Origin of the sequence: Lentibacillus sp. L22 (genome assembly GCF_040812445.1) — a bacterium.
In the GTDB taxonomy this organism is placed as follows: domain Bacteria; phylum Bacillota; class Bacilli; order Bacillales; family Amphibacillaceae; genus Lentibacillus_C; species Lentibacillus_C daqui.
On the sequence record NZ_JBFNXI010000003.1, the window covers coordinates 84566 to 109553 of the forward strand.

General features: G+C 39.6%; 26 protein-coding genes and 5 pseudogenes. 8 read left to right on the forward strand and 23 right to left on the reverse strand.

The window, feature by feature from the left end; all coding sequences use genetic code 11:
- Positions 1–98: 98 nt before the first annotated feature.
- Positions 99–755, reverse strand: coding sequence for a TVP38/TMEM64 family protein (locus tag ABRT01_RS02235; protein WP_269409695.1), 657 nt, complete (start codon positions 753–755; stop codon positions 99–101).
- 212 nt (positions 756–967) lie between these two features.
- Between ABRT01_RS02235 and ABRT01_RS02240 the strand changes: the two genes are divergently transcribed.
- Positions 968–1357 carry a YhjD family protein gene (locus ABRT01_RS02240; protein WP_269412579.1) on the forward strand — a complete coding sequence of 130 codons (390 nt, stop codon included), beginning with the start codon at positions 968–970 and terminating at the stop codon, positions 1355–1357.
- Here the strand turns inward: ABRT01_RS02240 and ABRT01_RS02245 are convergent.
- From ABRT01_RS02245 to lplA, 13 genes and pseudogenes are all read right to left on the reverse strand, one after another.
- Positions 1305–1829 (reverse strand): competence protein ComK, encoded by a 525-nt coding sequence (locus ABRT01_RS02245; protein ID WP_269409696.1) that lies wholly within the window; start codon positions 1827–1829, stop codon positions 1305–1307. The two genes, ABRT01_RS02240 and ABRT01_RS02245, sit on opposite strands and share 53 nt — an antisense overlap.
- A 411-nt stretch (positions 1830–2240) precedes the next feature.
- Positions 2241–2678: an NUDIX hydrolase gene (locus ABRT01_RS02250; protein ID WP_367746214.1), complete on the reverse strand. Its 438-nt coding sequence runs from the start codon at positions 2676–2678 to the stop codon at positions 2241–2243.
- Between the two features lie 2 nt (positions 2679–2680).
- The gene (locus tag ABRT01_RS02255; protein WP_439649400.1) at positions 2681–2884 is read right to left on the reverse strand and encodes a GNAT family N-acetyltransferase; all 204 of its coding nucleotides are present in this window, start codon (positions 2882–2884) and stop codon (positions 2681–2683) included.
- Between the two features lie 142 nt (positions 2885–3026).
- A pseudogene (locus ABRT01_RS02265) lies at positions 3027–4104 on the reverse strand (RNA-guided endonuclease TnpB family protein).
- Between the two features lie 5 nt (positions 4105–4109).
- Positions 4110–4211: pseudogene (locus ABRT01_RS02270) on the reverse strand (transposase); the annotation flags it as partial.
- A gap of 97 nt (positions 4212–4308) precedes the next feature.
- Positions 4309–4680, reverse strand: a pseudogene (locus ABRT01_RS02275) (tyrosine-type recombinase/integrase); the annotation flags it as partial.
- Between the two features lie 11 nt (positions 4681–4691).
- The gene (locus ABRT01_RS02280; RefSeq protein WP_269409698.1) at positions 4692–4838 is read right to left on the reverse strand and encodes a hypothetical protein; all 147 of its coding nucleotides are present in this window, start codon (positions 4836–4838) and stop codon (positions 4692–4694) included.
- 72 nt (positions 4839–4910) lie between these two features.
- Entirely contained in the window at positions 4911–6074 is a 1164-nt protein-coding gene (locus tag ABRT01_RS02285) for a hypothetical protein (protein ID WP_269409699.1), read from the reverse strand.
- A 70-nt stretch (positions 6075–6144) separates the two neighbouring features.
- The gene (locus ABRT01_RS02290; protein WP_269409700.1) at positions 6145–6579 is read right to left on the reverse strand and encodes an ImmA/IrrE family metallo-endopeptidase; all 435 of its coding nucleotides are present in this window, start codon (positions 6577–6579) and stop codon (positions 6145–6147) included.
- A 17-nt stretch (positions 6580–6596) separates the two neighbouring features.
- Positions 6597–6833: a hypothetical protein gene (locus ABRT01_RS02295; RefSeq protein ID WP_269409701.1), complete on the reverse strand. Its 237-nt coding sequence runs from the start codon at positions 6831–6833 to the stop codon at positions 6597–6599.
- Between the two features lie 34 nt (positions 6834–6867).
- Positions 6868–7197, reverse strand: a pseudogene (gene tnpA, locus ABRT01_RS02300) (IS200/IS605 family transposase); the annotation flags it as partial.
- 197 nt (positions 7198–7394) lie between these two features.
- Positions 7395–7542 (reverse strand): annotated as a pseudogene (locus ABRT01_RS18345) (GNAT family N-acetyltransferase); the annotation flags it as partial.
- A 235-nt stretch (positions 7543–7777) separates the two neighbouring features.
- Positions 7778–8773, reverse strand: coding sequence for a lipoate--protein ligase (gene lplA, locus ABRT01_RS02305; RefSeq protein ID WP_269409702.1), 996 nt, complete (start codon positions 8771–8773; stop codon positions 7778–7780).
- A gap of 277 nt (positions 8774–9050) precedes the next feature.
- On the opposite strand from lplA, the gene yhfH reads away from it, so the two are divergent.
- The 3 genes from yhfH to spoIIP all read left to right on the forward strand — a co-directional run bounded on the left by yhfH (position 9051) and on the right by spoIIP (position 12519).
- Positions 9051–9179, forward strand: coding sequence for a protein YhfH (yhfH, locus tag ABRT01_RS02310; RefSeq protein WP_269409703.1), 129 nt, complete (start codon positions 9051–9053; stop codon positions 9177–9179).
- 245 nt (positions 9180–9424) lie between these two features.
- Positions 9425–11236 (forward strand): oligoendopeptidase F, encoded by a 1812-nt coding sequence (gene pepF, locus ABRT01_RS02315; RefSeq protein WP_367746217.1) that lies wholly within the window; start codon positions 9425–9427, stop codon positions 11234–11236.
- Between the two features lie 161 nt (positions 11237–11397).
- Entirely contained in the window at positions 11398–12519 is a 1122-nt protein-coding gene (spoIIP, locus tag ABRT01_RS02320) for a stage II sporulation protein P (protein ID WP_269409705.1), read from the forward strand.
- Between the two features lie 155 nt (positions 12520–12674).
- On the opposite strand, the gene sda is transcribed toward spoIIP, so the two are convergent.
- Complete coding sequence (sda, locus tag ABRT01_RS02325; protein WP_367746219.1) at positions 12675–12866, reverse strand: sporulation histidine kinase inhibitor Sda; 192 nt, start codon at positions 12864–12866, stop codon at positions 12675–12677.
- A gap of 380 nt (positions 12867–13246) precedes the next feature.
- Here sda and ABRT01_RS02330 point away from each other — a divergent pair, with 380 nt between their 5' ends.
- The gene (locus ABRT01_RS02330; RefSeq protein ID WP_269409706.1) at positions 13247–13729 is read left to right on the forward strand and encodes a hypothetical protein; all 483 of its coding nucleotides are present in this window, start codon (positions 13247–13249) and stop codon (positions 13727–13729) included.
- A gap of 141 nt (positions 13730–13870) precedes the next feature.
- Here the strand turns inward: ABRT01_RS02330 and hemY are convergent, their stop codons facing one another.
- The 4 genes from hemY to ABRT01_RS02350 form a co-directional block, all read right to left on the reverse strand.
- On the reverse strand, positions 13871–15268 hold the full coding sequence (gene hemY, locus ABRT01_RS02335) for a protoporphyrinogen oxidase (RefSeq protein WP_367746220.1): 1398 nt from the start codon (positions 15266–15268) through the stop codon (positions 13871–13873).
- On the reverse strand, positions 15265–16206 hold the full coding sequence (gene hemH / locus ABRT01_RS02340; RefSeq protein WP_269409708.1) for a ferrochelatase: 942 nt from the start codon (positions 16204–16206) through the stop codon (positions 15265–15267). The genes hemY and hemH overlap by 4 nt, the downstream gene beginning before the upstream one ends.
- A gap of 32 nt (positions 16207–16238) precedes the next feature.
- The gene (hemE, locus tag ABRT01_RS02345; RefSeq protein ID WP_269412580.1) at positions 16239–17288 is read right to left on the reverse strand and encodes a uroporphyrinogen decarboxylase; all 1050 of its coding nucleotides are present in this window, start codon (positions 17286–17288) and stop codon (positions 16239–16241) included.
- A gap of 192 nt (positions 17289–17480) precedes the next feature.
- The gene (locus tag ABRT01_RS02350; protein WP_269409709.1) at positions 17481–19679 is read right to left on the reverse strand and encodes a transglycosylase domain-containing protein; all 2199 of its coding nucleotides are present in this window, start codon (positions 19677–19679) and stop codon (positions 17481–17483) included.
- A 190-nt stretch (positions 19680–19869) separates the two neighbouring features.
- On the opposite strand from ABRT01_RS02350, the gene ABRT01_RS02355 reads away from it, so the two are divergent.
- Positions 19870–20364 carry an antibiotic biosynthesis monooxygenase family protein gene (locus ABRT01_RS02355; protein ID WP_269409710.1) on the forward strand — a complete coding sequence of 165 codons (495 nt, stop codon included), beginning with the start codon at positions 19870–19872 and terminating at the stop codon, positions 20362–20364.
- 279 nt (positions 20365–20643) lie between these two features.
- Here the strand turns inward: ABRT01_RS02355 and ABRT01_RS02360 are convergent, their stop codons facing one another.
- The 3 genes from ABRT01_RS02360 to ABRT01_RS02370 form a co-directional block, all read right to left on the reverse strand.
- A complete protein-coding gene (locus ABRT01_RS02360; RefSeq protein WP_269409711.1) occupies positions 20644–21135 on the reverse strand; it encodes a thioredoxin family protein in 492 nt (163 codons plus the stop codon).
- Positions 21132–21569, reverse strand: a complete 438-nt coding sequence (locus ABRT01_RS02365) for a disulfide oxidoreductase (RefSeq protein ID WP_269409712.1) — start codon at positions 21567–21569, stop codon at positions 21132–21134. The genes ABRT01_RS02360 and ABRT01_RS02365 overlap by 4 nt, the downstream gene beginning before the upstream one ends.
- A 454-nt stretch (positions 21570–22023) precedes the next feature.
- On the reverse strand, positions 22024–22680 hold the full coding sequence (locus ABRT01_RS02370; protein WP_269409713.1) for a phosphatase PAP2 family protein: 657 nt from the start codon (positions 22678–22680) through the stop codon (positions 22024–22026).
- Positions 22681–22800: 120 nt separating this feature from the next.
- On the opposite strand from ABRT01_RS02370, the gene ABRT01_RS02375 reads away from it, so the two are divergent.
- Together ABRT01_RS02375 and ABRT01_RS02380 are read left to right on the forward strand one after the other, a co-directional pair.
- Entirely contained in the window at positions 22801–23238 is a 438-nt protein-coding gene (locus ABRT01_RS02375; RefSeq protein ID WP_269409714.1) for a ferritin-like domain-containing protein, read from the forward strand.
- Positions 23239–23339: 101 nt separating this feature from the next.
- On the forward strand, positions 23340–24515 hold the full coding sequence (locus ABRT01_RS02380; protein WP_269409715.1) for a M20 family metallopeptidase: 1176 nt from the start codon (positions 23340–23342) through the stop codon (positions 24513–24515).
- A 72-nt stretch (positions 24516–24587) separates the two neighbouring features.
- Here ABRT01_RS02380 and ABRT01_RS02385 read toward each other — a convergent pair whose 3' ends face one another.
- On the reverse strand, positions 24588–24986 hold the full coding sequence (locus ABRT01_RS02385; protein ID WP_269409716.1) for a type II toxin-antitoxin system death-on-curing family toxin: 399 nt from the start codon (positions 24984–24986) through the stop codon (positions 24588–24590).
- Between the last annotated feature and the right edge of the window lie 2 nt (positions 24987–24988).

Below are 24988 nucleotides of genomic sequence, written 5' to 3' on the forward strand. Positions count from 1 at the left end.
AATTCAACCATAGATTTTGGTGACCGGTTTTTCATTTAATTCAATTTCCTCATATGTTCCTACTAGGTTATTCTCTTCATCCCCTGTTTTCCTGCCAGTTAATCGTCATTCCAATGGGACGTTCCTTGGGTTTCACCTTTCTTTTGCAAGCGTTTTTCTATGTATTTGCCCAGGATCCAAAATAGGACAATACAGATACCAATAACAATCGTACGAACAGGATGTTTGGCAAATGACATAATACTGGCTCCGACATATGCCATAGTAAAGATCATCACCGATTTCCCCATCAGAACAGCTAGTATAAATTGTTGCAAACTGACTTTTGATAATCCAGCAACAATATTAATAACTGCCGACGGGGAAAACGGAAAACACATTAATAAAAATAAAGGTCCAAAGCCATGGCGCTCAAACCAGGCTGTCACTTTATGTACCTGTTTATTTTTCCGAATGGCCGTAAAGATCCGCTTTCGACCAAGCTTACGAATAATAATAAAAATAGTGATCGCGCCGAGACTTGAACCTAACCATGAAAGTAAAAAACCCCAAAACAAACCATATGCTGCTGCATTTGCGAAGACAAACACGACCAGTGGCAAAAATGGTAAAAAGGCTTCGAGCAATGGTAGTAATATCCCTGGTAACGGCCCGAGTTGCTGATAGTTGTCCAAAAGCTGTTCAATATATTCATCCAGTAAATCATTTTCAACAATCATTCGCCAATTTTTAATACTTAAGTCCGTTAGAAACATTTAGCTATAATCCCCTCACACAAACATCACATCGAGTTATCATCTGACTATAATATTTATTTTAATGGAATAATCAGTGTCTGCATAGCATGACCAGCTAATTTTTTTGCCTCTTTCTATCCATTATGAACAAAATTAAAGATTTTAGTGTTTTTTGTACGTGATTATCGTATAATTAAATAGAACAAATGTTTCATCGGAGGAGATTCATGATGCGTTATCTAAGTGATGAGGAAATCGAAGTGGCTTCACGCTTTTTGTTTCTGTCCATGGCATTGATTGTTATGGAACAAGATATGCAAACAATTGAATCAGGTTCATTCAAGATAAAAGAGCCGTATATGGAACTCCTGGATAGAATGACTACTGAAGCAATGAATGAGCGACGTAAGCTACGGGATGTAATGAGGAAAAAACACATGAAAGTTGTCACCTTAAATAAGAATGATTCCTTTTCGTCCTACCTTTTCTTGTGCGAAGGCCGTGAAGAAAAACGCAATTATTTTAATCCAGCCATCCGAAAAAAAGTTGAAGCCATCATCCATGAGCTTATGCATAGGGCTCTGCCACTATTTCAACCGAGTGCTTCTGCAAATACCTGATTCGATTGTCGAGAAGATAGCGAAATTGAGCTGTTCGCTGGATCTGATTTAATACGGAACCAACGGAAACATCAAGAATTACCCTTTTACCTGTTTTAAATGCTATTTCCGTCTGTCTGTTTGTTACCTTATACACTTCGTCAATATGCGAATGGGCAATCCAGGAACAATTGGCACTTGACGGTGAAAATGTTGGAAAGAAATACATGCCGCTTGCAGGGTCAATCGAGATCGGAGCCTTATGTGTAATGCCACATATATCCCGGGTTCCATCTTGGCGGCCCTTAAGACTTGCACCGAAAAACTTGCATGCATAATCGATAATTTTGGTCGGTGATTGTCTTACAATAAATTCATCCTGTTCTTCCAAAATTCGCGCAGACACCTTTCCGGATTCATCACGATGTACCAATACCGCCATTGTTAGCGGCGTCACTTCATAAGTTGGGTTAAAATAATAATTATTTTCCATTTTTACATTACTTCCTTCCTATAATTGTTCCATGAATTAGAAAGAGGACTATTACTAATTTACCAAATTTATAGGTAAAAAGATACCCAAAAAGACATTTTTCTTAAAAAAATCTTTATTTTAGAGTAAATTAAGATATTTCCTTTGGCCTTACATTTTTTTGAGAATGTTCAATATGGGGGGTTTTGCCCAGACTCCCTGAAAATGTTTGGCTCATTACTCGGTCAATTCAACTGAAATTGTATTGATTTGGGCAGGATCTGATTCTTGATAATGCTATCGTATCCCAATTTAATTTTATTCCCAATTTGAAACGTTTCATTGCTAATTACGGAGAGAACAACAAGCATGATACGTTGAGATGTCCCCACTTTCTGATTGAACAATGGCACTTTGATTAAAAATTCCAGATTATTGCCCTTTAGACGAACATGAATTAAAAATGAGGTTTAAATAATCTCCGTGTCCCCGAATGAGTTTAACCTCATTCTCCGAAGAAATCCAAAAAAAATGGAAAGTTAGCCCTTCTTCATCCTCTCCACCTGTTGGTTCGTAATCCCACTTGTCTGGAACATTTGATACATTTATTTTGTAAAAAAATCTATTATGTATAATACCATCATCATTTTCCCAATAATCTTCTGCAATTAGCTTTTCAATCTCAAAGTTTTTCAATCCTGTTTCTTCTTTAATTTCTCTAATTATTGCATTATAAGTGCTTTCTTTGGACTTTATAGTACCTTTGGGGATCTGTATGCCAGCTTCAGTAACAGGATGGCGGAATACCAATATTTGCGTTCTGCCTTCTTTAACTCTTGTTACATAACCATATGCTTTTTTAATCGCCATCATTAATTCCCCCATGAATATTTCCTCAGCCTTATGGTCCAGTCACCAAACTCGTAAATAAATCCCTTTCTCGTGCATTCATAAACCATTCCTACACGCTCTATTAATCGAATGGAAGGTGTATTATCTACATTGATATGAGCCTCGATACGGTGATAACCTAAGTTTTTGAACCCAATTACGAAGCATCTCTTTGAGACTCCCACGGCTAAAGCCGCAAGCCCTATACCTTACGATATTACGGGTGGGATTCTTGAATGACTATGCGTTCGCAGTCCATTTCTGTTTTGAACAGCCTTCAAGATGAGGGCATCTCATTGCCCCTCCTAAGACAGTGCATATAGCATCTTAGGCTGATTGACTACCACCATCAATCACAGGTGCATAACGAATATTCATTGCACCAACTAAATCACGATGTTTTTCAAATCCACATGTACACTTGTATTTTCTGTCTTTTGCCTTATTCTTGTAGAACACTTTGGGCATGTTTGACTGGTGTAGGCAGGGTTTACATATTCAACTTTATGCCTTCTAACTTTGCTTTGTATTCAATGAATTGTGATAGACGATAAAATGACCATGTGTGCAAGTTTTTTTCGTTTTTACGACTGTTTCTTGTCGTTTCCCTAATATTCGCCAACTGTTCTAAGCGAATGACGGAAATGTTATTTTCTTTTGCAACGTTTATAATTGCTCGACTAACCTTATGGTCTTGGTCTTTCATCCAACGTTGTTCTTTATCATCGAGCGTGCGAATGGTGTTTATCTTTTTCTTTTTTCCTAAGATTTTACGCTTTGAACGAAACACTCGCTTTTTGAATTTGTTTTGTCTGCCATTTTCAAAGAATCGTACGTTACCATCGTCTGTTACTGCAACAGCAGGAACTTTAAGTCCTAAATCGACACCCATTATCTTTGTACCTGTTTTTTCGATTGTAGGGAGCGTGATGGAAATTTGGGCAATCCATTTACCTGACTTTTTCGTTATGCGTAGTGTACCTAACTTGTTGTGTTTAATCAACTCTAAATTACGGTTATCTTTATCAATCAATAAAGCACGAATTGGAGTTTTCTTTACTTTTCCACCAACCATAATGGGCACTGAAATATGGGTGGAGTCAAAGGAATAGTTTTGATTGTTCCAAATACAGACAGGCTTCTTTAAATTGGGAACAACTTCATATTTATTCTTCTTCGCTTTTTTGAAAACACTTTTAGCGTCTTTAATTGCTTGGTTTTTCACTGCACTTGGTAGAGGAATATGAATATCCTTGCTTGATTTCTTCGTGCTTTTCTTTTCCTTGACCATTTCAGATACAAGCGTATTGATGGTAGAGATATACGTTTGGCTCATCTCATACAAAATAGAAGACTGTTCTTTCGTTGCAAGTAGTTTAATTTTAATTGTTATCGTTTGCGACATGCTATTCACCCCCTTGTTTTTTGTTGTTCAACATAGCGTTTAATAGTTTCACTCGATGCATTTTTCGCGGTTGATACAAAATAAGAACGTGTCCAAAGACTTGACAAGTGCTGAAGATGAGGAAATCCTATAATGGTAGAAAATAGTTGAACTCGCTAGTTCCTTGCCATCTGAACGCATTCCTTTTTCTTCTAAGTTTTGAAGAAAATTAATAATATGGGCCGGTTTTATTTGGTCCAGCCGTAAATGTTGAAATGCCGGTAGGATACGCAACTCCAAGTAATAAATATGTCTTTCTAATGTAGTGTGAGCCAATCTCCTTTTTGCACATTTTGGCAGCCATTCATTGTACACAAAGTCCACAAAGTTTATTTTTTGCGGCTCAAAATATCCTTTTCCAGTGACTTTGGCAACGAATTGGATCAGTTGTTCATCTGCATACCGTTGTCCTTTTGCATCAATCGTTTTATATTTTTTGTTCCGTCTTCTTTTACCATTTATGTCTGTATAACTGCCTAAATCAACTTCTAATTGCCATTTACCGTTACCACGCGGTCTAGCATGTCCTTTTGCCATGCGAATCCCTCCTATTGTTCTGTTGGATCGGTTAAAAGACCAACAGGAATGTCTTCATATCCTTCTAACTCATAGATAAGTATCCCGTTTATTAATTTGATGCTAGAATAAACAGGGATTTTAACTGTTTTTCCTGGATCAAATTCCTTCTGCATCATGCTTCACCCCCTTAAATCGGGGAACGTAGGTTCTGTTTAATTGTGTAAAAGAGGGTGTACGTGATTGTACACCTAACTCACCTTATTAGCGCCGTATGCTAAATTATCTTTAATTTTATCTTTCAAATCATAGTAAACACCAACATGAAAATAGTAATAATCCGACTCATTATAGATGCGCCATTCCTCGCCATAAGCCATTTTATGAAAGTTATCGTAGTTTAGTTCTTCAAAGGTATCCCTGTTATAAGTTATTGAAATAACTTCTTCTTTGGATTCATTTCCTTTCGTGTCAGTCATTGTACCTGTGACAACAGCAGTAACCTTGTTTACTTTTTTGTCACCAAAAGCTATTTTCATTGCTTCCAACGCGTTCATTGATTGATTTGACACCATAGTGTTCACACTAAAAGAATCGTCTCCATCAAATTCTATTTTTAAATTACCATCGTCATCTAAATTCGTACTCACTATATTTTTATTATCTTCCTTTAGTTTTTCATCTATGGGTCTATTTTCTTTCTTTTTCTTAGCTTTTTCCTTTTTCTTCTTTTCAGCTGCGGCTTTCTCTTCATCTTTTTTCTTCTTCTCGGCAGCTTTCTTCTTCTCAGCAGCGGCTTTCTTTTCCTTGGCCTTTTTGGCTTCCTCTTTTTTGTCTACAGTTTTATTTACGGGTTTAGCTTCTTCATTCTCAACTTCTTGTTTCGGTTCACCAGATGCTTTTTCTTCGTCGTTTCCGGTAAATGCACCAATTATCCCGAAAATGATAACTAAATATATCAAACTAGCAGTGATCATTTTCCATTTACTTCCTGAACGGAACCCTAGAATTTTTTGGTACCATTTCCGAGATTGATTGATTACATGAATCTTTGTATGCTTCCGAATAAGCTCTTCAACTTCTTTTCCAGAACCATCGGAAACAATAAATTCCTCTTGATTATCGTCACTTCTAAATGAAAAGATGGATTTTAATGCAAAATGATCAATTTTTACATCTTTCCAATCCGACCAATCAATTGATCGATGAAATATTAATTCTTTTTCGCTCGTAAATTCATAAATTTTAATTCCGTCCTGGTCAAATGCTGCAAAGAAATTAGTTAGACGTTTTTCCTTTACAGTAACTCCAGACACGCGATAAAGTGTATTCCCATCTTTGATATATTGGGATTCTAATGCCTTTGTCGCTTGTTCCGATATACTTTCCTTCTTTTTCTTTTTTTCTTCACTCAATTAAAATGCCCCCTCTAGTAATATATAACTATATCAAATCTATAATAAAACGATCTCAATAGACCGTGTTTTATTTAAATTCCTTTAAATGCGAAACCTCACTAGGAATGCCATAGAGACCTGCTACATCTTTAATAGTCATATTGGTATCGCTTAATTTATAAAGTTCATCATCGGGCAATAACAACTCGACCGCAAACTGATTGGCCTCGGTTTCTATTTTATCAACGGAAAACAATGTGCGTCTTTTTAAAAAAGGTGTGCTTAATCTGGGGTGTATTTCTGAATGCCCTAATTCATGGGCGCAAGTGTAGCGTTTAACCTCTGGTTGTGAATTTGAATTTATGTAAATGAACTTATTTCTTCTTATATATTTATAAAAGCCGTATATTTCTTCATGAAGATTATGTTCAATTACATAAATATTTTTTGCAGAAGCAATTGCGAATGGATCATTGGTTCCGTATTTTTTTACTAATTTTATCACAATCTCTTTTATCCACATAATTGACCCCCCTTAAACTAATCTTTATCTCTATGTTTTTTAGGGGTGTATTTTTTATTCGTCAAAGTCGCAATGCGTTCTGCATGTTCAAGTGCTTCTAAAAGTGTTTCAATAGCTTCCTCACTCATGGGTTCGCCCATATAATTCAGTCCATCGCCTTTGCCTTCTTTTAAATCATTCCTCATTTTTTCCATACGCTTTGCAATGTCTTTTTCGTCTTTTGCAGTTAATTCTGGATCGGCGGATCTTCCCATTAGATAATCCGTTCGTATATCAAAAAGTTCAGCAATACTGTTTAATCCAAGATTGATCTTTTCTTTGCTGCATCTGATGCGTTGTCTCCTCTCTCAATTTTTTAGAAGTCACTCCTTTGATTTTCGCCATGATATTCGCTGGACTAAGCGTTGGCAATGCATTGAGAAACATATATGTATGATCCTTGTCACATTCTAAAGCGACAATGACAATTCTAAGTTTTTCACATATTTCTTATACCAACTGCTTGAAACGTTCTTCCACATCAGCACGAAGAAATATTTTCCTTCTATATCGAGGACAAAAAACAAAATGATAGTTGATTAATGATATGGTTGTGTTGTTTCTTCTATATTCATTCATAAATTTATTGTATCATTTTATTCGATTAACTGTAACGAATATACAACAAAAAAGAGTGAAACTTTCGGATACTTGAAGCACCACAAAACCATTCAGTTTAAGTGGTACTTCTTATCCGACCTCACTCTCATCCCACACCTAAAGAAGTGGGCTTTCCCGTTCGGAAAATCTGTAAATGATAGCAATGGATTGTTTTAATTTTCCTCAGCAATAAAACTTGAGTCGTTAAAGTGATCAAAAAATAATTTCGGTACCATGTTTGACATTTGTCGCCCACTCCACCAATTATTTATTCAATGGTGATAATACATAGTAATCTGATCTATTTATTGTTCCAATTTCCATGGTTCATCCTCCAACATAAAGTTAGGCTTATTCTAGCATAGACCATAGGCGAATATCCATTTCTTATTCCTGATTCGCACCCGTTTTATGCTTTTTAGGGAAGGATTAAATGAATGAACTGGTTCAAAAAAACAGTATTCTGAACTGACCTTTTTGGGGCATTCGGCAAAAACACCCCATACCTATAAAAATTAGGCTGCCAAAGCATTAACTTCAACAGCCCAAGGAAAATAAATTAATATAACAAGTTCAGCAAATCTTCCTTTGATATCTTCCCTAAATAATGGGATACATCCACATCAGCCAACGCCTTCTCGATAGACGCCCGTTCATGGCGAACACCAATTAAACGTTTTTCCAGTTCCGAAACATCACCAATGCCAAAGAAATCCCCATAAATTTTGCAGTTTTCGATGATTCCTTTGTTAACATCTAAGCGAACATCGACAAGACCAGCCGGAAATTTATATGAGGCTTGTACGTTAAACGATGGAGACTTACCATAGTTCCATTCCCATTTTTGATAGCGGTCACGGGAAATTTGGTAGACGTTCTCCCAATCCTGCTCAGTCAACTCATAACGAGGTACATCCTTTACATCGTCCACATCAAAAATGTAGCGCAAAATCAATTCCTTAAACTGGTCCATCGTAATCTTTTCATCGAGAAATTCAGAAATGTTTGCGACACGGCTGCGAATCGATTTAATCCCTTTTGATTCAATCTTCTCTTGTTTTACGTTTAATGCCGCTACCACATTTTCAATTTCCGAATCGAGCATCAATGTCCCGTGACTGAACATCCGACCCTTTGTCGAGAACATCGCATTCCCGGAAATCTTTCGGCCTGCAGCTGCCAAATCATTTCTGCCCTTTAATTCTGCCGGTACCCCTATTTTATTCAGTGCCTCGACAACTGGTTTGGTAAACTTGGCAAAGTTTTGAAAGCTGTCCCCATCATCTTTGGTAATAAAACTGAAGTTCAAGTTTCCTTCATCATGGTATACCGCCCCACCACCAGACAGACGGCGCACCACCTTGATTCCATTTTTATCAACATAGTCTGTATTAATTTCTTCAATCGTATTTTGGTTACGGCCAATAATGATCGATGGCTGGTTAATATAAAATAGTAAATATGTATCCTTTTCACCAAAATTCTGCAGCACATATTCTTCAAGCGCCAGATTTACGCTTGGATCGGTAATTCCCTTGTTATCAATAAATTTCATTCTAACGTATCCTCCTCATTTTTCTTGTACAAAAGTCCTACTTTCATTGTAATGCAAACCGAACAGGCAAGCAAAAGAATAGATCAAACAATGCTATTTAAAATTTTTATTAAAAAAGTGATCTTTTCTATACCGAAAAAACCTTTATCAGCACGGTTGTGAAACCATTTACTTTCACAAGAGAATGACTTTTATAAATAATTTTGTTGTAACACACTATTGACAAAATGCATACTGTTGTAATACAATACAGTTACTATAACAAAGGGGGATGAACATGGATAACATCGTTGAGTTTTTTAAAAAGTTGCCTAAGAAGAAGTGTCAGCGTTGTGGTCAGGATATCGAAGAAAAAGCGGATTGCTACGGTAATGTCTGTGACGAATGTGATCATCCAGCACGGTAAACGATACGGTATTAATTCTGTAGTATAACACACCGCAAAAACAATCAGATAACAGCTTTCCCGCATGTGGGATAAATGAGTTAAGCAGCTATTCTTCGGCTGTTTATTTTTTTTGGACATCACAAAATAAATTACTGTAATCTCCTCCTTCTCACCACATCGCTTTTCTGAAAAGTCATATCATTCTTGTTCATTTTGTATTATACTAGTTACTGGAAAACATGATAATCGGAAGGAGCGTACATATGACGACTACTAAAAAACGATTAAAACGTTCAGAAGTCCCTGTGGAACAAACATGGGATTTACGTGATCTATTTACATCAGAACATGACTGGGAAGAAGCATTAACAACCATTCAATCAACAGCGGATCAAATCACTCCATTCAAAGGGAAAGTAACAGATAACGCGGCAACACTTACTGCATGCTTAAAACAGCTGGAGGAGTTACAAGCGCGTATCATTCGTATTGCGACATATGCGAATCTGAAACTAAGTGGTGATGGCAGTGACCCGCAAAATCAGGCCAATTCAGCAAAAACAGCCTCCGTATTAGCCACAATCGGAGCAAAATTATCATTTATTGATTCCGAATTATTAACATTATCCCAGCACACGATTGACCAATATTTACAAGAGGAACCACAATTAAAAACATACGGAAAAATGCTGGAGGATAAATTGGAGCGTAAAGCTTATACCCTTGCACCGGAAATTGAGGAAATATTGGCTGCATTAAGTGAAGTACATGATGCACCATATATGATTTATGAACGTAGCAAGTCATCAGACATGGCGTTTGCACCCATCAAGGATCAAAACGGAAATGAGCTGCCCATGTCAGCAGCACTCTATGAAGATCGCTATGAAATCACCGCGGATACAGACATTCGTCGTAATGCTTATGATTCCTTTATCCAGACATTAAATCGATATAAAAACACGTATGCAGCTACATATGCAACCGAGGTTAACAAACATGTAACAATGGCACGTTTGCGTGGGTATGGTTCGGCAACAGAGATGTTATTGCATGAACAACAAGTCACACCTGATATGTACAATAATCAATTGGACATTATTCAACAAGAACTTGCCCCAAGCATGCGTCGATTTGTTAAATTAAAGCAGCAAGATCTTGGTTTGATGGAAATGCGTTTTTGTGATTTAAAAGCACCACTTGATCCATCGTTTAATCCAAAAACAACGTACGAAGAAGCAACAGCGACGATTATCGAGGCTTTACAAATAATGGGACCAGCATATAGTGATATGATCGAAACAGCGGTACGCGACCGTTGGATTGACCGTGCAGATAATGTGGGAAAAGCAACCGGCGCGTTTTGTTCCAGTCCCTATGGTACGCACCCATATATTTTGTTGACCTGGACCGATATGATGCGGGGAACGTTTTTGCTTGCCCACGAGTTGGGGCATGCCGGACATTTTTATCTCGCCCATAAAGAACAATCCCTTGTGAACACGAGACCATCAACATATTTTATTGAAGCACCATCAACATTAAATGAGTTATTGTTGGGCAATCATCTCTTGCATAAAACAGACGACAAACGAATGAGGCGCTGGGTCATCAGCCAAATGCTCGGCACGTACTATCATAATTTTATTACTCATCTATTAGAAGGAGAATTTCAGCGCCGGATCTACACACTTGCTGATGCTGGCACCCCAATCACTGCCGATGTGTTATGCAACCAAAAGAAAGAAGCGATTGTAAACTTCTGGGGCAAAGACGTTACAATCGATGATGGTGCCGGATTAACCTGGATGCGCCAGCCACATTATTACATGGGGCTTTATCCGTACACCTATTCTGCCGGACTAACTGTTTCAACCACAGTCGCGCAAATGATTCAACAAGAAGGGAAACCGGCTGTAGACCGCTGGTTAAACGTGTTAAAATCCGGCGGCACCATGAAACCACTGGAGTTAATAAAACAAGCTGGTGTGGACATGGAAAACCCGGATACAATCCGTTCTGCTGTCGCTTATGTTGGTAAACTCGTCGATGAACTAGAAAAAAGCTATGCATAATCATTAACTTCAGAAATCCTCATTCCAACCCATCTATGAATGAGGGTTTCTTGCCATTCTATCAATTAATCTCCCCTTACTATAAAACCACAATAAATGAAGTCTATTTCACCCAAATCTAGCATATCCTTTTATAAAGACATACTAGAAAGGATTTTTATATGAAGATCAGACAAGGTATCCTAGTTATTTTCGTAAGCATCGTCATTCTCATGTCCTTTATTTTCGTCGTAACACAGCCGAATCAGAGCAACTACTTCAAATCTGACTTCATTGGTCAGTTAACTCAATCAGATACCATTACCGACACACTGCTCTTAATGATGAGTACAGAAATCCCAACATTAAAAGCAAACTTGGAGGAAAATGATATTGAACCACCAAATCTGTCACATGTCTTGTTTAAAGTTACCTCGGGGATTACTCCCAGCAATTTCACGAGTTTATTGGAGGTAGAATTACCCGGGTTAAAATCGTATGCTCATGGCATTAACATCTCCAGAAGTGGCGATGATGTCGCTAGTATGCCTATCGAATCACCACCACCAGACTTTGATAAACTGTTGGAAGAAGACAAAGATAAACCAGAAGAGGACCAGCCTGAATCGGATAAAGATACTGACAGCACAGGACCGAAACAAGTATTTATTTATCACAGCCATGCATGGGAAGCCTTTTTTCCTTTAATGGGCAAAAAAGGAAAACTGAGCGAGGCATCAAGTACCGATAATAAGGAAAATGTCTTTTATGTCGGATCTATTCTAGCCAATAATCTAAAAGATGCAGGAATAAATACTGCACATGATACAACCAACGTTACAGCTGGATTGCATGCCAAAGGATGGGATTACTATGATGCCTACAGATTTTCCAGGGAGACGGTTGAAAAGGCTATGGCATCCAACAAATCACTCAACTACTTTATCGATATCCACCGGGATGCACAACGAAAAGATGTCACAACAACCGATATTAAAGGGAAGAAATATGCAAAATTATTCTTTATAGTTGGCGTCGCTCATGAAGGTTATGAAGAGAATTTACAGTTTGCCAAAGACTTAAATGACAAAATAGAAGAAAGGTACCCTGGAATCAGCCGTGGTATTTTCAAAAAAGATCAATCAGAAGGAGACGGGGTCTATAATCAAGATTTATCCAACCGTTCCATAGTAATCGAAGTTGGTGGTGTAGATAACGATAGTAAAGAATTACAAAATACAGCAGATGCATTAGCCGATGTCCTTAGTGAATATATCAAAGATGCTAAAAAGGTGAACGGTTAAAAACGGATAAAAGATCCGTCTCATTTTAAACAAGTTTAATAGGAGATAAAAAGGAAGCAGGAATGTTGCTTCCTTTTTATTTGTTGGTAAGTTGTTGATTAGGTGTATTGCATTTGTGAATCCTTAGGTGAAGGTTCAAAAAGCCATTCCATTATTCAGTAAGATAATGTCCGTTTATTTTTTATGTAATTGCCATTGTCAAACCGATAGTTATCCGTTGTTTCTTCTACTGATATGGAACGTTCGCTTAATTCCTTTTTGATTAAATGAATGAACTGATTATCCAATTTCATTTGCGTTGCTTTATAGTATGCTTCAATGAGCAATTCATTTGATATTGATTCCATTACTAAAGCTCCTTTAACGTATTAAACAAACATCTTTACTATCGTACTATAATCGTGTTTAATTCACAACAGTAATGTCTCAAAAGGTTACAATTTGTCTAATTAGATTGAATTATTAATAATAACCTTCATACGTGACGAATGAAAACAAGAAGCCAATTTTCGGGTCATGTCCTCAGAACACTTCGGGTTATCCTAAAACAACATTTCGTAAAATAGTGCTGTAATACCACCTGTAAACGAGCGCAAGAGGGATTCATAGTATTCGAATATCAGGGTAAAACACTACACCAAATAAATTTTTACTTCATCCGCCCAGTCCAGACTAGACTAATATCCATATAGTATACAGAAGAATTTTTTGAGGAGGAATCATGAACATGAACTTTTATTATCCGCCATATGACGAATACGATGAATATGATGAATATGATGAACGATTTAATATGCCCGGTTTCCCCGGGGGATTCCCAGGTGGAGGCCCATCTGGTGGTTTCCCTGGAGGTTTTCCCGGTGGAGGCCCATCCAGTTTTCCTGGAGGATTCCCAGGTGGAGGTCCATCCGGTTTTCCTGGAGGTCAACCTGGGATACCAGGAGGAGGACAGACTGCTGGAGCACCTACTAGTCCTCCACCATCCTTCATACCAACACAACCACAATTCCAAACTTTTGCGGTGGACCCAGGCGCGATTCGAGGCTGCTTGTTCCGCTTCACCTATATATGGCTAAATAATCGGGATTCTTTTTGGTTTTTCCCTACCTTTGTAGGTCGAAACTCGGTTGCAGGTTTTAGATGGCGTTTCAATAGATGGGTATACTTTGGCATTGACCTTAATCGAATAGTATCGTTTCAATGTTTTTAAGTGGTAGATGATTGCAGGTTTCGCTAGGTGTTTCTGTCCGGCAGCCGGGATCGATAGGCACTGCTTTCTTGGCGAAAAAAAGGAGAGTCCTAAGCCATTCAAGGACTCTCCTTCTAACAATTCAAGTATCTGTACGAAATTCTATTGTAAAAACGACAACACTTCTGAGACCGCCTTTTCTCCCTGTTCTATACAATCAGGCAAGCCAATTCCTTCGTAGGAGCTTCCGGTTAAAAAGACGCCAGGTAATTGATTCGCTACTTCCTGTCGTACTTGCGCAATACGTTCCTTGTGACCAACCGTATACTGTGGCATCGCATTTTTCCAGCGTGATATGACACTGAATATTGGTTGTTGTGTAATGTTCATCGTTTGATTCAAATCATGTAAGACTATATCGACCATTTCATCATCAGACACATCAACAACGGATTGATCGTTTGGACGGCCAACATAGCAGCGTAACAACACCTTGCCGTCTGGTGTCGTGGTTGGCCATTTTTTGTGGGTCCAGGTGCAAGCCGTAATCCGAAAATCGCTGTTTCTTGATACAACAAACCCGGTGCCATCAATATCCTTCTTAATGGCTGATTGATCAAAAGCCATGGCAACATTCGCCACTGATGTAGCAGGAATCTCATTAAATGTCTTAAAGAAATCATATTGACTAAATATTTTCGGCACACTGTAATGCGGCGTAGCCATTATCACAACATCCGCTTTATAGACATCCCCATTGTCCAATAATACATGGTATCCGTGGTCTTTTTTTTCAATATGATCAACCGTTGCGTTTAGTTGAATCATATCACCCAATTGCTCGCGTAATGCGTCAATTAAAGTCTCCAAACCACCGGAAAATGATAAAAACATTCCTTTTTTCGGCTTCTTTTTCTTCGCTGGCTTCGGTCTGGTTTCCTGCAAACCTTTGATTAAACTGCCATATTCCTGTTCCAACTGATAAAAGTTAGGAAAGGTAGCCATCAAGCTCATGTCATCAATATCACCAGCATAAATTCCCGATAATAGCGGCTCCATTAAATTTTCAACCAGTTCATCGCCAAAACGATGCCGCAAAAAACGGCCCAGAGATTGGTCATGCTGTACCTTTCCTTTTGGCAGAGCTAAATCAAGGCCAGCCCGTGCTTTACCTTTCCATGAGGCAATCCCGGAAAACAGGAATGGCCGCTTTTGCATTGGGATACCCATGAATGAGCCCTTTGGCATTTTGTGCAATTTATGATCAACCAAAATATAGGATTGTCCTGTGCCATTACGAACAAGCTGATCCTGAATGCCAAGGTTCTCAACCAGTTTGACAGCAGGTTTTTTTCGTTCCAAAAAGGAGTCTGGCCCTTGTTCAATGACAAAACCGTCCCGTTTATAGGTCTTGACCTTGCCGCCAACCCGATGACTGGCTTCCACGAGTTTCACTTCATAAGGCAGCTGGCTGGCCTGAATCTCCTTTTGCAGATAGAAAGCCGCTGTTAATCCAGTAATTCCGCCACCAACGATCAAAATTCGTTTCTGTTTACTCACTTTGCTTCACTTCTTACTTTTTTCATAACGACGGTTGCCAATGCATCGATGAATTCTGGCTGGGCATTTGGCATCTCTGGCCGGTGATAGGTTGCACCCAATTCATCACAAACGACTTTACATTCATAATCATTGTCATAAAGCACTTCCAGATGATCGGCAATAAAACCAACCGGTGCATACACAAACGAACGATAGCCCTGTTGTTCATACAATTCGCGCGTTAAATCCTGCACATCTGGTCCCAGCCATGGATCAGGAGTATTTCCTTCACTTTGCCAGCCAATCGCATAATTGGTAATACCGGTTTTCTCGGAAATCAATTTGGCTGTTTCTTTTAATTGGTCAGGGTATGGATCCCCGTTTTGCAGAATTTTCTCTGGCAAACTATGTGCAGAAATAACCAAACAAGCATTTTCTTTCTCTTCTTCCGGCATCTTGTCGTATACTTGATTAATTTGTTTGGCCCAAAAATCAATAAATCCTGGCTCATTATACCAGCTTTCCACGGAAACAATCTTGGGTTTTCCGTGTTTAGCCGCAGCATCATTTGCCCGTTGATTGTAAGCCATCACGCTGAACGTCGAATAATGTGGTGCCAGAACGAGCGATACAGCCTCTTCCATACCATCCTTTACCATTTGCTCGACCGCATCTTCAATAAAGGGTTCAATATGTTTCAAGCCGATATAGACATGAAATTCATATTCATCCTGTTGTTGATTTAGATTTGTTTCCAAAGCTTTGGCCTGTTCTTCCGTGATTCTGGCCAGCGGGGAAATGCCACCGATTGCTTTGTACCTGCTTTTTAAATCTTCCAGCATTTCCGGTGTTGGTTTCCTGCCATGACGAATATCCGTGTAATATCGTTCAATATCCTCTTCTTTGTATGGTGTGCCATAAGCCATAACTAGTAATCCCATTTGCTTTCTTTCCATGTTCTAACATCCTTTCTGAGCAATGTTGCTGCTTATCTTGTCTTCGCTACACTGGAATATGTGTGCACGAGTTCCGTTAGCTGTTTCAATGTTGCCGGTTTAATGTCCGGAGTTACACCATGCCCCAAATTAAAGACATAGCCACCTGATTGTTTGACACCTTCTGTTAAAATTCCTTTGGTTCGATCCTCAATTGTCTTCCAATCGGTAAGTAAAATGGCTGGATCCAGATTACCTTGCAATACTTTCGTCACACCCATTTGTCTTGCTTCCGTGATCGAAGTGCGCCAATCAAGTCCAATCACATCAACCGGCAAATCGTTCCATTCCAGCAGTAAATGCCTTGCACCTACGCCAAATAAAATCAGTGGAACATTTTCCTGTTTTAATTCGGTAAAAATCTGCTTCATGACCGGCTTGATAAAGGTCCGATAATCATCCTTGCTAAGCGCTCCAACCCAGGAATCAAACACTTGGATGGCTTTTGCCCCAGCGTGGATTTGTGCTTTCACATACGTAACAATCATATCTGCCAATTTGTCCATTAAAGGAAACCAGCTTTCAGGACTCTGATACATAAAAGCTTTCGTTTGATGATAATTTTTTGAAGGGCCGCCTTCTATCATGTAGCTTGCAAGTGTGAAAGGGGCTCCTGTAAAACCGATAAGCGGTACATCAAGCTGTTCCTCGGTCAAGAGACGGATCGTATCCAGCACATATGGCACATCCGCTTTTGGATTAATCGTTCCTAACCGATCCACATCCTGGAAATTGCGGATCGGATGATCAATTACCGGCCCGACATTTTTCTTAATCTCCACGTCAACACCAATTGCCGGTAATGGTGACATGATATCCTTGTACAGGATCGCTGCATCAACGCCATAATGTTCAACTGGCAGACGGGTCACATAAGCACATAATTCTGGTTGATGGGTAATCTCAAATAAAGAATATTTCTCTTTTAATTTCCGATATTCCTTTTGTGATCTGCCAGCTTGTCGCATATACCAGACAGGCGTATAATCCGTTTGCCCGCCTTTGTAGGCTTTAATAATCGCATCATTAATTTGTTTCGCCATTTTTTCACCCTTTTTCATGCTTATCACTTGTACAATTAAACATCTTTTTAAAACCAATACTTTCAAGCTTGTGATCTAATGAACTTCCCTAATTACTATACCGATTTCTATTGATTCTGTATAGCAGTCTACAGTAATTGTCATTAATTTGTCTTTAATTCAATGAAAAAGTTACCTGAACATTCTTTTGGATCACAGGGAAGGTTCGACTACATTCGATCGATTACCCTCGGTTTTTGTTAGTGGATCATATGGTACAACGAAATAAGATGGTGGATGAAACATTGAAACATCGCCCACCTCAAATTCATTATCTTGAACAGTGCCAATTCGCTTGGGAAGTTCTCCCTTTTGTTTCTGATAAATATGATATTCCACTCGATCATCTTGTGCTGCATTCCAGGTTATTTTCCCTTTAACCAGCTGTAATCCACCGAATTGGTAAGTTATCTTTATTTTTGTTGTTTCCGGCAGTTTGACCGGCTTTGGCACAGTCTTCACATGTTCCGGCTTGGTAAAGGAAGCTGTTAACGAATTTTGCCTATCCATTTCCGTCAAAATCGCCTTGGTTAACATGGTTGGATACTCGCTACCTCCTGTTAGATAGTGATCCTTATCCGAATCATCATAACCCATCCATAATGCACTCACATATTGGGGTGTGTAACCGACAAACCAGGCGTCCTTATCAGTCCCTTCCACGTGTGGGTGCTGGGTAGAACCGGTTTTTCCTGCCAGAGCTTTGTTATAGTCTCCAGCTTGACCTGTTCCATTTTCCACGACGGACGACAGGATTTCCGTCATGTTCCAGGCAACTTGCGGCGTGAAAACTTTTTTCGGCTTCGGTTTTGCCCGGAATATCTGTTGATTGTCCCGGTCATAAATCCGATCAATGGTGTGAGCCGAAATCATTTCTCCATTGTGGGCAAATGTCCCGTAGCTTTGCATCATATCCATTGGTGTTAAACCTTCTTTTAGTCCGCCAAGGGCAATCGATAATCCTTTATCAGGCAGGGTAATCCCCATCTTTTTTAGGTACGCTTTAGCATCAGCTATGCCCAAATTATTTAATAACCAGACAGCCGGTGTGTTTTTTGATTGTACTAATGCCTGGTAGATGGACACGACACCATCATATTGACCGTCATAATTGGTTGCCGAATACCCGTTGTAATCCTTCTTTTGGTCCGGTATCAATGAATAAGGTTGAAATTTTTTCTTCATCATTGCCGGGCCATAGACAGCGATCGGCTTGATGGTTGAACCAGGCTGTCTTTTCACTGTAACCCGATTCAACCCACCAAGTTCATAATCACGACCGCCGATTGCAGCAACAATTCCACCGTCTTGTTGATTCATCATGACGAAAGCACCTTGAACCCCCGCGGTATTACCTGGGAAGTAGTCTGGCTTTTGAAATAAGTTATAGGCAATTTGCTGGGTTGATTCATCCATATTGACGACAATTCGGTAACCCCCACGCTTTAACTCATCAATCGATAATTCATGCTTATCTGCAGCTTCTTTCATGACCAGATCCACATAACTGTCAGCCACATGGTTTGTTTCTTCTTGCTTCACATCCAAACCCAATGGCTTATCCTGTGCCTTGGTACGGTCTTCGGTTGAAATCATTCCGGTATCTTCCATCGCTTGAAGTACCATATTTCTCCGGGTCAATGCCTTTTTAGGATGGTCAATTGGCGAATATCCATTTGGCCCTTTTGCCATCCCTGCCAGCAATGCACTTTCTGATAGAGTTAAGTCACGTGCCGATTTGGAAAAATACATTTGTGATGCCGTTTCAATACCATATGCACCACGGCCAAAATACATTTGATTCAAATATAGCCCTAAAATTTCATCCTTGGAAAGATGCCGTTCCAAATAAATGGCTGCCAGTGCTTCCTTTGTTTTTCGCATCAACGTTTTATCATTAGTCAAAAATAAATTTTTCGCAAGTTGTTGGGTAATCGTACTTCCACCTTCAACCCTTCCCATTGCAATCACATCTTTGTAAACCGCACGAACAGCAGATTTAAAATCAATACCGCCATGCGTGTAAAAACGTCGATCTTCAATGGCAATAAAAGCATTTTTTATATTATCCGGAATATCTTTACGATCAATCAATGTACGGTTTTTATGGTAAACAGAGGCAAGCACTTCCCCTTCCTGGGTTTCAATCGTTGTGGTTGCATCCAGTTCCATGTCCTCCTGATCGGCTATGAAAGCCCCGCCGAAAAAAACAACACCATATCCAATCAACCCTAAAATGAGGAGAAACCCAATGATACTAATGGACCATTTTATTTTTCGCGGTAATGACTTCCATCCTCTTTTGGTATGTCGATCACTTCTTCTTTCTATATGCTTGTCGCTTCTTTTCATAGTTCACCTCTACTATCTCATCCATTATACGACAGAATGTGACAATCGAAAAGCGTTTTAATTACTATTAGATGATAATTATTATTATATGGTAATGTGTTATTTTTCTTTGGTCGAGGGTATACATAATAAGAGTATGTTCTTAAAGCATCTATAATTTAGGAAACTATTTACGAGAGGAGAATGAAATGTGCATGCATATATGACGAAAGGAACATATGATTTTTTGCAAAAACTGCAGGACAAATATCCTGATATCCCATTTTATTTCATGGCAGGCGACTCAGGTACGCTGGCGTATTATGAGGGAAAGGAAAAAAGTGTATTTGTCGCAGGCAGTGCCTATGACGTGATCGAGTCTCAAGGTGAGATTGCCAAAAAGGGATATGTTGTCATGAACCATATTCCAGTGACTGACGATGGCACGACCAAAGTGGAAGAACGGTTTAAACAACGCAAAAGCGGACTGGATCATATGCCAGGGTTTCAGGCCTTCCGTCTGCTTCGTCCCCGAAAAGGCAATACATACGTTGTTGTCACCCAGTGGGCATCTGAACACGATTTCGAAAACTGGAAGAACTCCAGCACTTTTAAAAAGCAGCATCAGAACCAAGCCGCAAAACCACCAGCATATGTAGCAGCCAAACCATTTATCACAACCTACCAAATGGTCAAACAAGAATAGGGACACAGGGACGTTCCTGTGTCCCTATTTGACGGGGATTAGTGTAGGACCGCTGATGCTGCATAGCATTTTTATCAGCGGTTTTGTTTGTTGTATAAGCGACTTTTGTACTTGTATCAGCGGTTTTGCGTGTTCTATCAGCGACTTTTGCACTTGTATCAGCGGTTTTGAGTGGTCTATCAGCGATTATTTCACTTATATCAGCGGTTTCATGCGTTTTATCAGCTTTCCCGTTTTTTGGTAGGCCCCGGATGGTTCTCCTGTCCCTTTGTCCCACCATTATTCTACGTGTTCTTTTAAAAAGTGTTGATACATTTGCTTTGTTTCTTCTTCTGTTTGGCCTTCTCCGCTAATTCGATCGGCTTCTTTCCCATTTTTGTAATAAACAAGTGTTGGGGTTGATTCGATCGCATACGTATCCCATTTATTGTCAAACTCCCAAAGGTTAAGCTTCTTCACATCCGCGCCAAGATCCTCTGCCAGCGGAACAAGCACTGGTGTCACACGTTGGCAATGCGGGCAAGTTGGACTGTAAAAATAAACAAACATATCCTCTTTATTTGCCAATTTCTCATCTAGTTTATCTGGTATGATTTGATTTTGATACATTGGATCATCCAGTTGATCAATTGTCTCCTGTTTCAAATCATTTTTTCCGTATGGATTATCATGCTCATCAACTGCTTGTTTGTTTTTAAAAACAGTGACAAAGTACAATGCTGCAAACAACACAACAATTATCACTGCGAAAATGATCATCTTCTTTTTCAACGTCCTGCTTCCCCCTTTTGCTGTCTAAGTAAAACCAGATGAAGTACAAAAATAACGATAAATGCAACCCCTGCTAGAAATGGGATCGTAATAAATCCAAAGTAATTCACATATTCCGTATTACACGGAATGACCCCGCATGATCCACCAGCTTCCTGTAGGGCGGGCAGTTTTTGCACCAAATAGTGATAGATGGATACAAGCAGACCAATCCCGCTTAGGATAAGTCCCGGCAGAGCAATCGCCAAATCCTTTTTGACCATTGCGGCACCATAGATAATCACCAATGGATACATCAAAATCCGCTGGAACCAACAGAGTTCACACGGGACATATCCCATAACCTCTGAGAAAAACAAACTACCGACAAACGCAATGACTGCTTGTCCCCAAATAACAAACAGAATCGTCTCCCCTGACTTTTCGTTTTTCATTTATGTAAATCTCCCTTAATTTCAAGATACACCCGTATTATACAGTGCAACCCTGAAAAAAACAATCAAGGGACATGCGAACAAGAGGCCATTTAAAAAACATTACCGCCAAGAACAGTTCATTGAATTTCCTCCACTTAATCAACCGTTCGCGCGTTTTGATCGTCTTGTAACTGTTTTCGATCAACTTTCAGCCGTGCCCGATCAACTTTTGGCTACCCTCGATCAACTGTACGTCCGGTTCGATCGACTTTTGGCTGTGCCCGATCAACTTTGTATCCGTTGATTGATAATGCAGCTGACCCTTTTCCGTAGTCAAGAAAAGATACTGTGTCTAAAGATTTATGAAAGGTTTGTGAATTTTTATCGGCTGGTTTTCTCTATTTATTTTGGTAAGTTGCCTTTGTCCCGGCTGGTGGCTTTTTCAACTTCAAAAACATTCGGAGGCACTCCCTTAGCCTGTCTCCGGTGTTCGACGGCCGCGCAATCGCTGGACATATCGATACACCCTAACCCAGATCATCAGATAAAGCAAACCAATACCAAAGCCCGCTATGACATCGGTTAAATAATGGACCCGAATGATGTACCTGCTGAGCCCGATCATCAGGACAAGTAGTGCGAAACATATTTCCAACCAGACAGCTGCCTTTCTCGTCCGTAATTTCCCAACCATAAAATAAACAAACAACCCATAACAGACGATAGAAAGCATCGAATGTCCGGAGGGAAAGCTATATCCAACCGCATCCGCTGCTGCCGACACCCGCGGGCGATCTCTGGCAACAATAAACTTGATACCATAATTAAGCAGATAACAAACAATCACTCCACTGGCGACCATCCCTCCCGAAAACCAATCACGATACATCAGTCCAACAAGGAAGCTTATGATTACGACAAAAGGAAATAAAAATGAACCTGATCCGAATTCCGTAAACCAGCGAAAAACCGCATATAATTTCGTTCCAGCCATGTTTTCTGCAAAAGCTTCTGTCCACTGATCAAGGTATGGGATTCTGCCAGTATATGCATCGAACGCCCAGACAATAATGACACCCGTAAGCAGCAGCAACAGAAAATAATAAAAATACCGCATGTTGTGATTCAACCTGAAAACCTCCTGCAACCAATAGTATTACAAATTACATGTTTAAACTATTCTTTTCCGGGAACCTAATAAATATAGGCGTACGAATGAAAAAAAAGAAATGTGAAAGGATGGATAAAAATGAACGAAGACTTAAAAAAGTTAATTGATGGATTAAACGTTGATTTGGCACATGAATATGGTGCAGCCATTCAATATACGTACAGTGCCGCCGTCGTTTCTGGATTGTATCGCTCTGCATTAAAGCCGTTTTTTGAATCAGAAATTAATGATGAAATGGGTCATGCCGCCTATTTATCGGAAAAAATCAGTGCATTGGGCGGTACACCAACGACTGAATCTGCGAAAGTTGAGCAGCCTACCCAAGTAAGAGACCTTTTGAAAGCGACATTACAAGCAGAATCCGATACAATCGATCGCTATGAAGAAAGAAAAAAACTTGCTGATAAGTTGGGCTATACCGAACTGGTGGTAAAGTTGGAAGATATCATTGCTGATGAAACGCATCATAAAGAAGAGGTAGAACGACTACTTGCTGATCCAAGAATTTCTGAATAAAATACTACTTCCTTTAAGGATGACTGATTCGGTCATCCTTTTTCGTTTTTTCCAAAAAATGATATAATATAACATAACCAACTATGCAGGAGGAATGATCCATGCGGGAAGATTTACATAAAGCGATTGATGATTTATACCCGGAAACGGTGAAGATACGCCGTCATTTACATCAACATCCGGAATTGTCATTTAAAGAAACTGAAACAGCATCATTCATTGCCAACTTTTATGAGGAATTAGGCATTCCTTATCAAAGTCATGTTGGCGGAAACGGCGTTGTCGCGACATTAAAAGGTGGTAAACCCGGTAAAACAATTTGCTTGCGCGCTGACTTTGATGCATTGCCTATTCAAGAAGAAAATGATGTACTCTATAAATCAACAGTTGATGGGGTCATGCATGCCTGTGGTCACGATGGCCATACCGCCCAATTATTGGCATTGGCCAAAGCAGTTCAGCCATTCCAACACGAGCTGCCTGGTACCATCATCTTTTTACATCAACATGCCGAAGAATACGCACCTGGTGGAGCAAAACCGATGATTGAAGCGGGCGTACTTGATGATGTTGATGCAGTGTTTGGTACGCATCTATGGGCAACCACCCCTATTGGTGTTTTGCAAACATCGAAAACTGCTTTTATGGCAGGTGCTGACCGTTTCAACATTACAATTCAGGGTCAAGGCGGGCATGGTGGTTATCCACACGAAACAAAGGATGCATTAGTGATTGGCGCACAATTACTTGTCGAGCTTCAGCAAATCGTTGCGCGACGAATGGACCCATTGAAAACAGCAGTCATTACCGTGGGAAAATTTGAAGGTGGCTCCGCATTCAATATCATTGCTGACAAAGCAACATTAATCGGAACCGTCCGCTACTTTGACCCGTTATTGCAGGAGAAGATCATCAGCGAAATGGAAACGATCATCAAAGGTGCGTGTATAGCAAGCAACGCAACCTATAAGTTTAATTATGAAAAAGGCTATCCGCCATTGATCAATCATCCAAAAGAAGCAGAATTGGTATTGGAGGTTGGAAACGAGCTGCCCGATGTGGTTTCCAGTGAAGCGGTTGATCCGTCCATGGCGGGTGAGGATTTTGCCTATTACATGTTAGAACGCCCTGGTGCCTTTTTCTTTACTGGTGCTCAAAAAGGAGAAAATCCATATCCACACCATCACCCGAAATTTGACATTAATGAAAAGGCAATGCCGATTGCTGCGAAAACACTCATCGATGCTTACTTAAAATATCAAGAATGGCATCGGTAACGCAAACAGGTTATCTCCTGACACAACTGTGTTTGGGATAACCTGTTAGATTTGTGGGTATATAGTAGTGAACTACCTTTTTTCCACAGCATGCAGCCGTATCCAAGCAGAAATCTTACCAGTGTGAATTTTCCTTTCCGCCACCTGGTACGTAAACGCTTCGTTGGTGTCCGTATCAGGGATAATATAATACCCATTTTTCTTTAAAAAGATGTCAAGGCTGGTAAATGCAGTTCGTTTATTGCCATTAAAAAAGCAATGGTTTTGTACCAAGGACTCAAAAAAGGCGCCTGCTTTATCCCATAAGCTTACGTAGGCATCTTCACCAAATACAGATTGTTGTGGGCGATATACAGCCGATTCCAACAAACCTTGTTCCTTGATCCCCACCTGTTCCCCTTCACCATATTTTTTCATGACCATAAAGTGAATGATTGTAACATCTCTAACACTTAAATAATGTATATCCATGG

Coding starts and splice junctions, on each gene's coding strand:
- ABRT01_RS02235 (WP_269409695.1), bottom strand. CDS start 755: ATGTTTCTAACGGACTTAAGTATTAAAAATTGGCGAATGATTGTTGAA.
- lplA (WP_269409702.1), bottom strand. CDS start 8,773: ATGAAATTTATTGATAACAAGGGAATTACCGATCCAAGCGTAAATCTG.
- hemE (WP_269412580.1), bottom strand. CDS start 17,288: ATGGCGAAACAAATTAATGATGCGATTATTAAAGCCTACAAAGGCGGG.
- yhfH (WP_269409703.1), top strand. CDS start 9,051: ATGGATAACATCGTTGAGTTTTTTAAAAAGTTGCCTAAGAAGAAGTGT.
- ABRT01_RS02240 (WP_269412579.1), top strand. CDS start 968: ATGCGTTATCTAAGTGATGAGGAAATCGAAGTGGCTTCACGCTTTTTG.
- pepF (WP_367746217.1), top strand. CDS start 9,425: ATGACGACTACTAAAAAACGATTAAAACGTTCAGAAGTCCCTGTGGAA.
- ABRT01_RS02245 (WP_269409696.1), bottom strand. CDS start 1,829: ATGGAAAATAATTATTATTTTAACCCAACTTATGAAGTGACGCCGCTA.
- ABRT01_RS02375 (WP_269409714.1), top strand. CDS start 22,801: ATGAACGAAGACTTAAAAAAGTTAATTGATGGATTAAACGTTGATTTG.
- hemH (WP_269409708.1), bottom strand. CDS start 16,206: ATGGAAAGAAAGCAAATGGGATTACTAGTTATGGCTTATGGCACACCA.
- ABRT01_RS02280 (WP_269409698.1), bottom strand. CDS start 4,838: ATGATGCAGAAGGAATTTGATCCAGGAAAAACAGTTAAAATCCCTGTT.
- sda (WP_367746219.1), bottom strand. CDS start 12,866: ATGGAATCAATATCAAATGAATTGCTCATTGAAGCATACTATAAAGCA.
- ABRT01_RS02295 (WP_269409701.1), bottom strand. CDS start 6,833: ATGGGAAGATCCGCCGATCCAGAATTAACTGCAAAAGACGAAAAAGAC.
- ABRT01_RS02290 (WP_269409700.1), bottom strand. CDS start 6,579: ATGTGGATAAAAGAGATTGTGATAAAATTAGTAAAAAAATACGGAACC.
- ABRT01_RS02380 (WP_269409715.1), top strand. CDS start 23,340: ATGCGGGAAGATTTACATAAAGCGATTGATGATTTATACCCGGAAACG.
- ABRT01_RS02330 (WP_269409706.1), top strand. CDS start 13,247: ATGAACTTTTATTATCCGCCATATGACGAATACGATGAATATGATGAA.
- ABRT01_RS02365 (WP_269409712.1), bottom strand. CDS start 21,569: ATGAAAAACGAAAAGTCAGGGGAGACGATTCTGTTTGTTATTTGGGGA.
- ABRT01_RS02350 (WP_269409709.1), bottom strand. CDS start 19,679: ATGAAAAGAAGCGACAAGCATATAGAAAGAAGAAGTGATCGACATACC.
- spoIIP (WP_269409705.1), top strand. CDS start 11,398: ATGAAGATCAGACAAGGTATCCTAGTTATTTTCGTAAGCATCGTCATT.
- ABRT01_RS02250 (WP_367746214.1), bottom strand. CDS start 2,678: ATGGCGATTAAAAAAGCATATGGTTATGTAACAAGAGTTAAAGAAGGC.
- ABRT01_RS02385 (WP_269409716.1), bottom strand. CDS start 24,986: ATGGATATACATTATTTAAGTGTTAGAGATGTTACAATCATTCACTTT.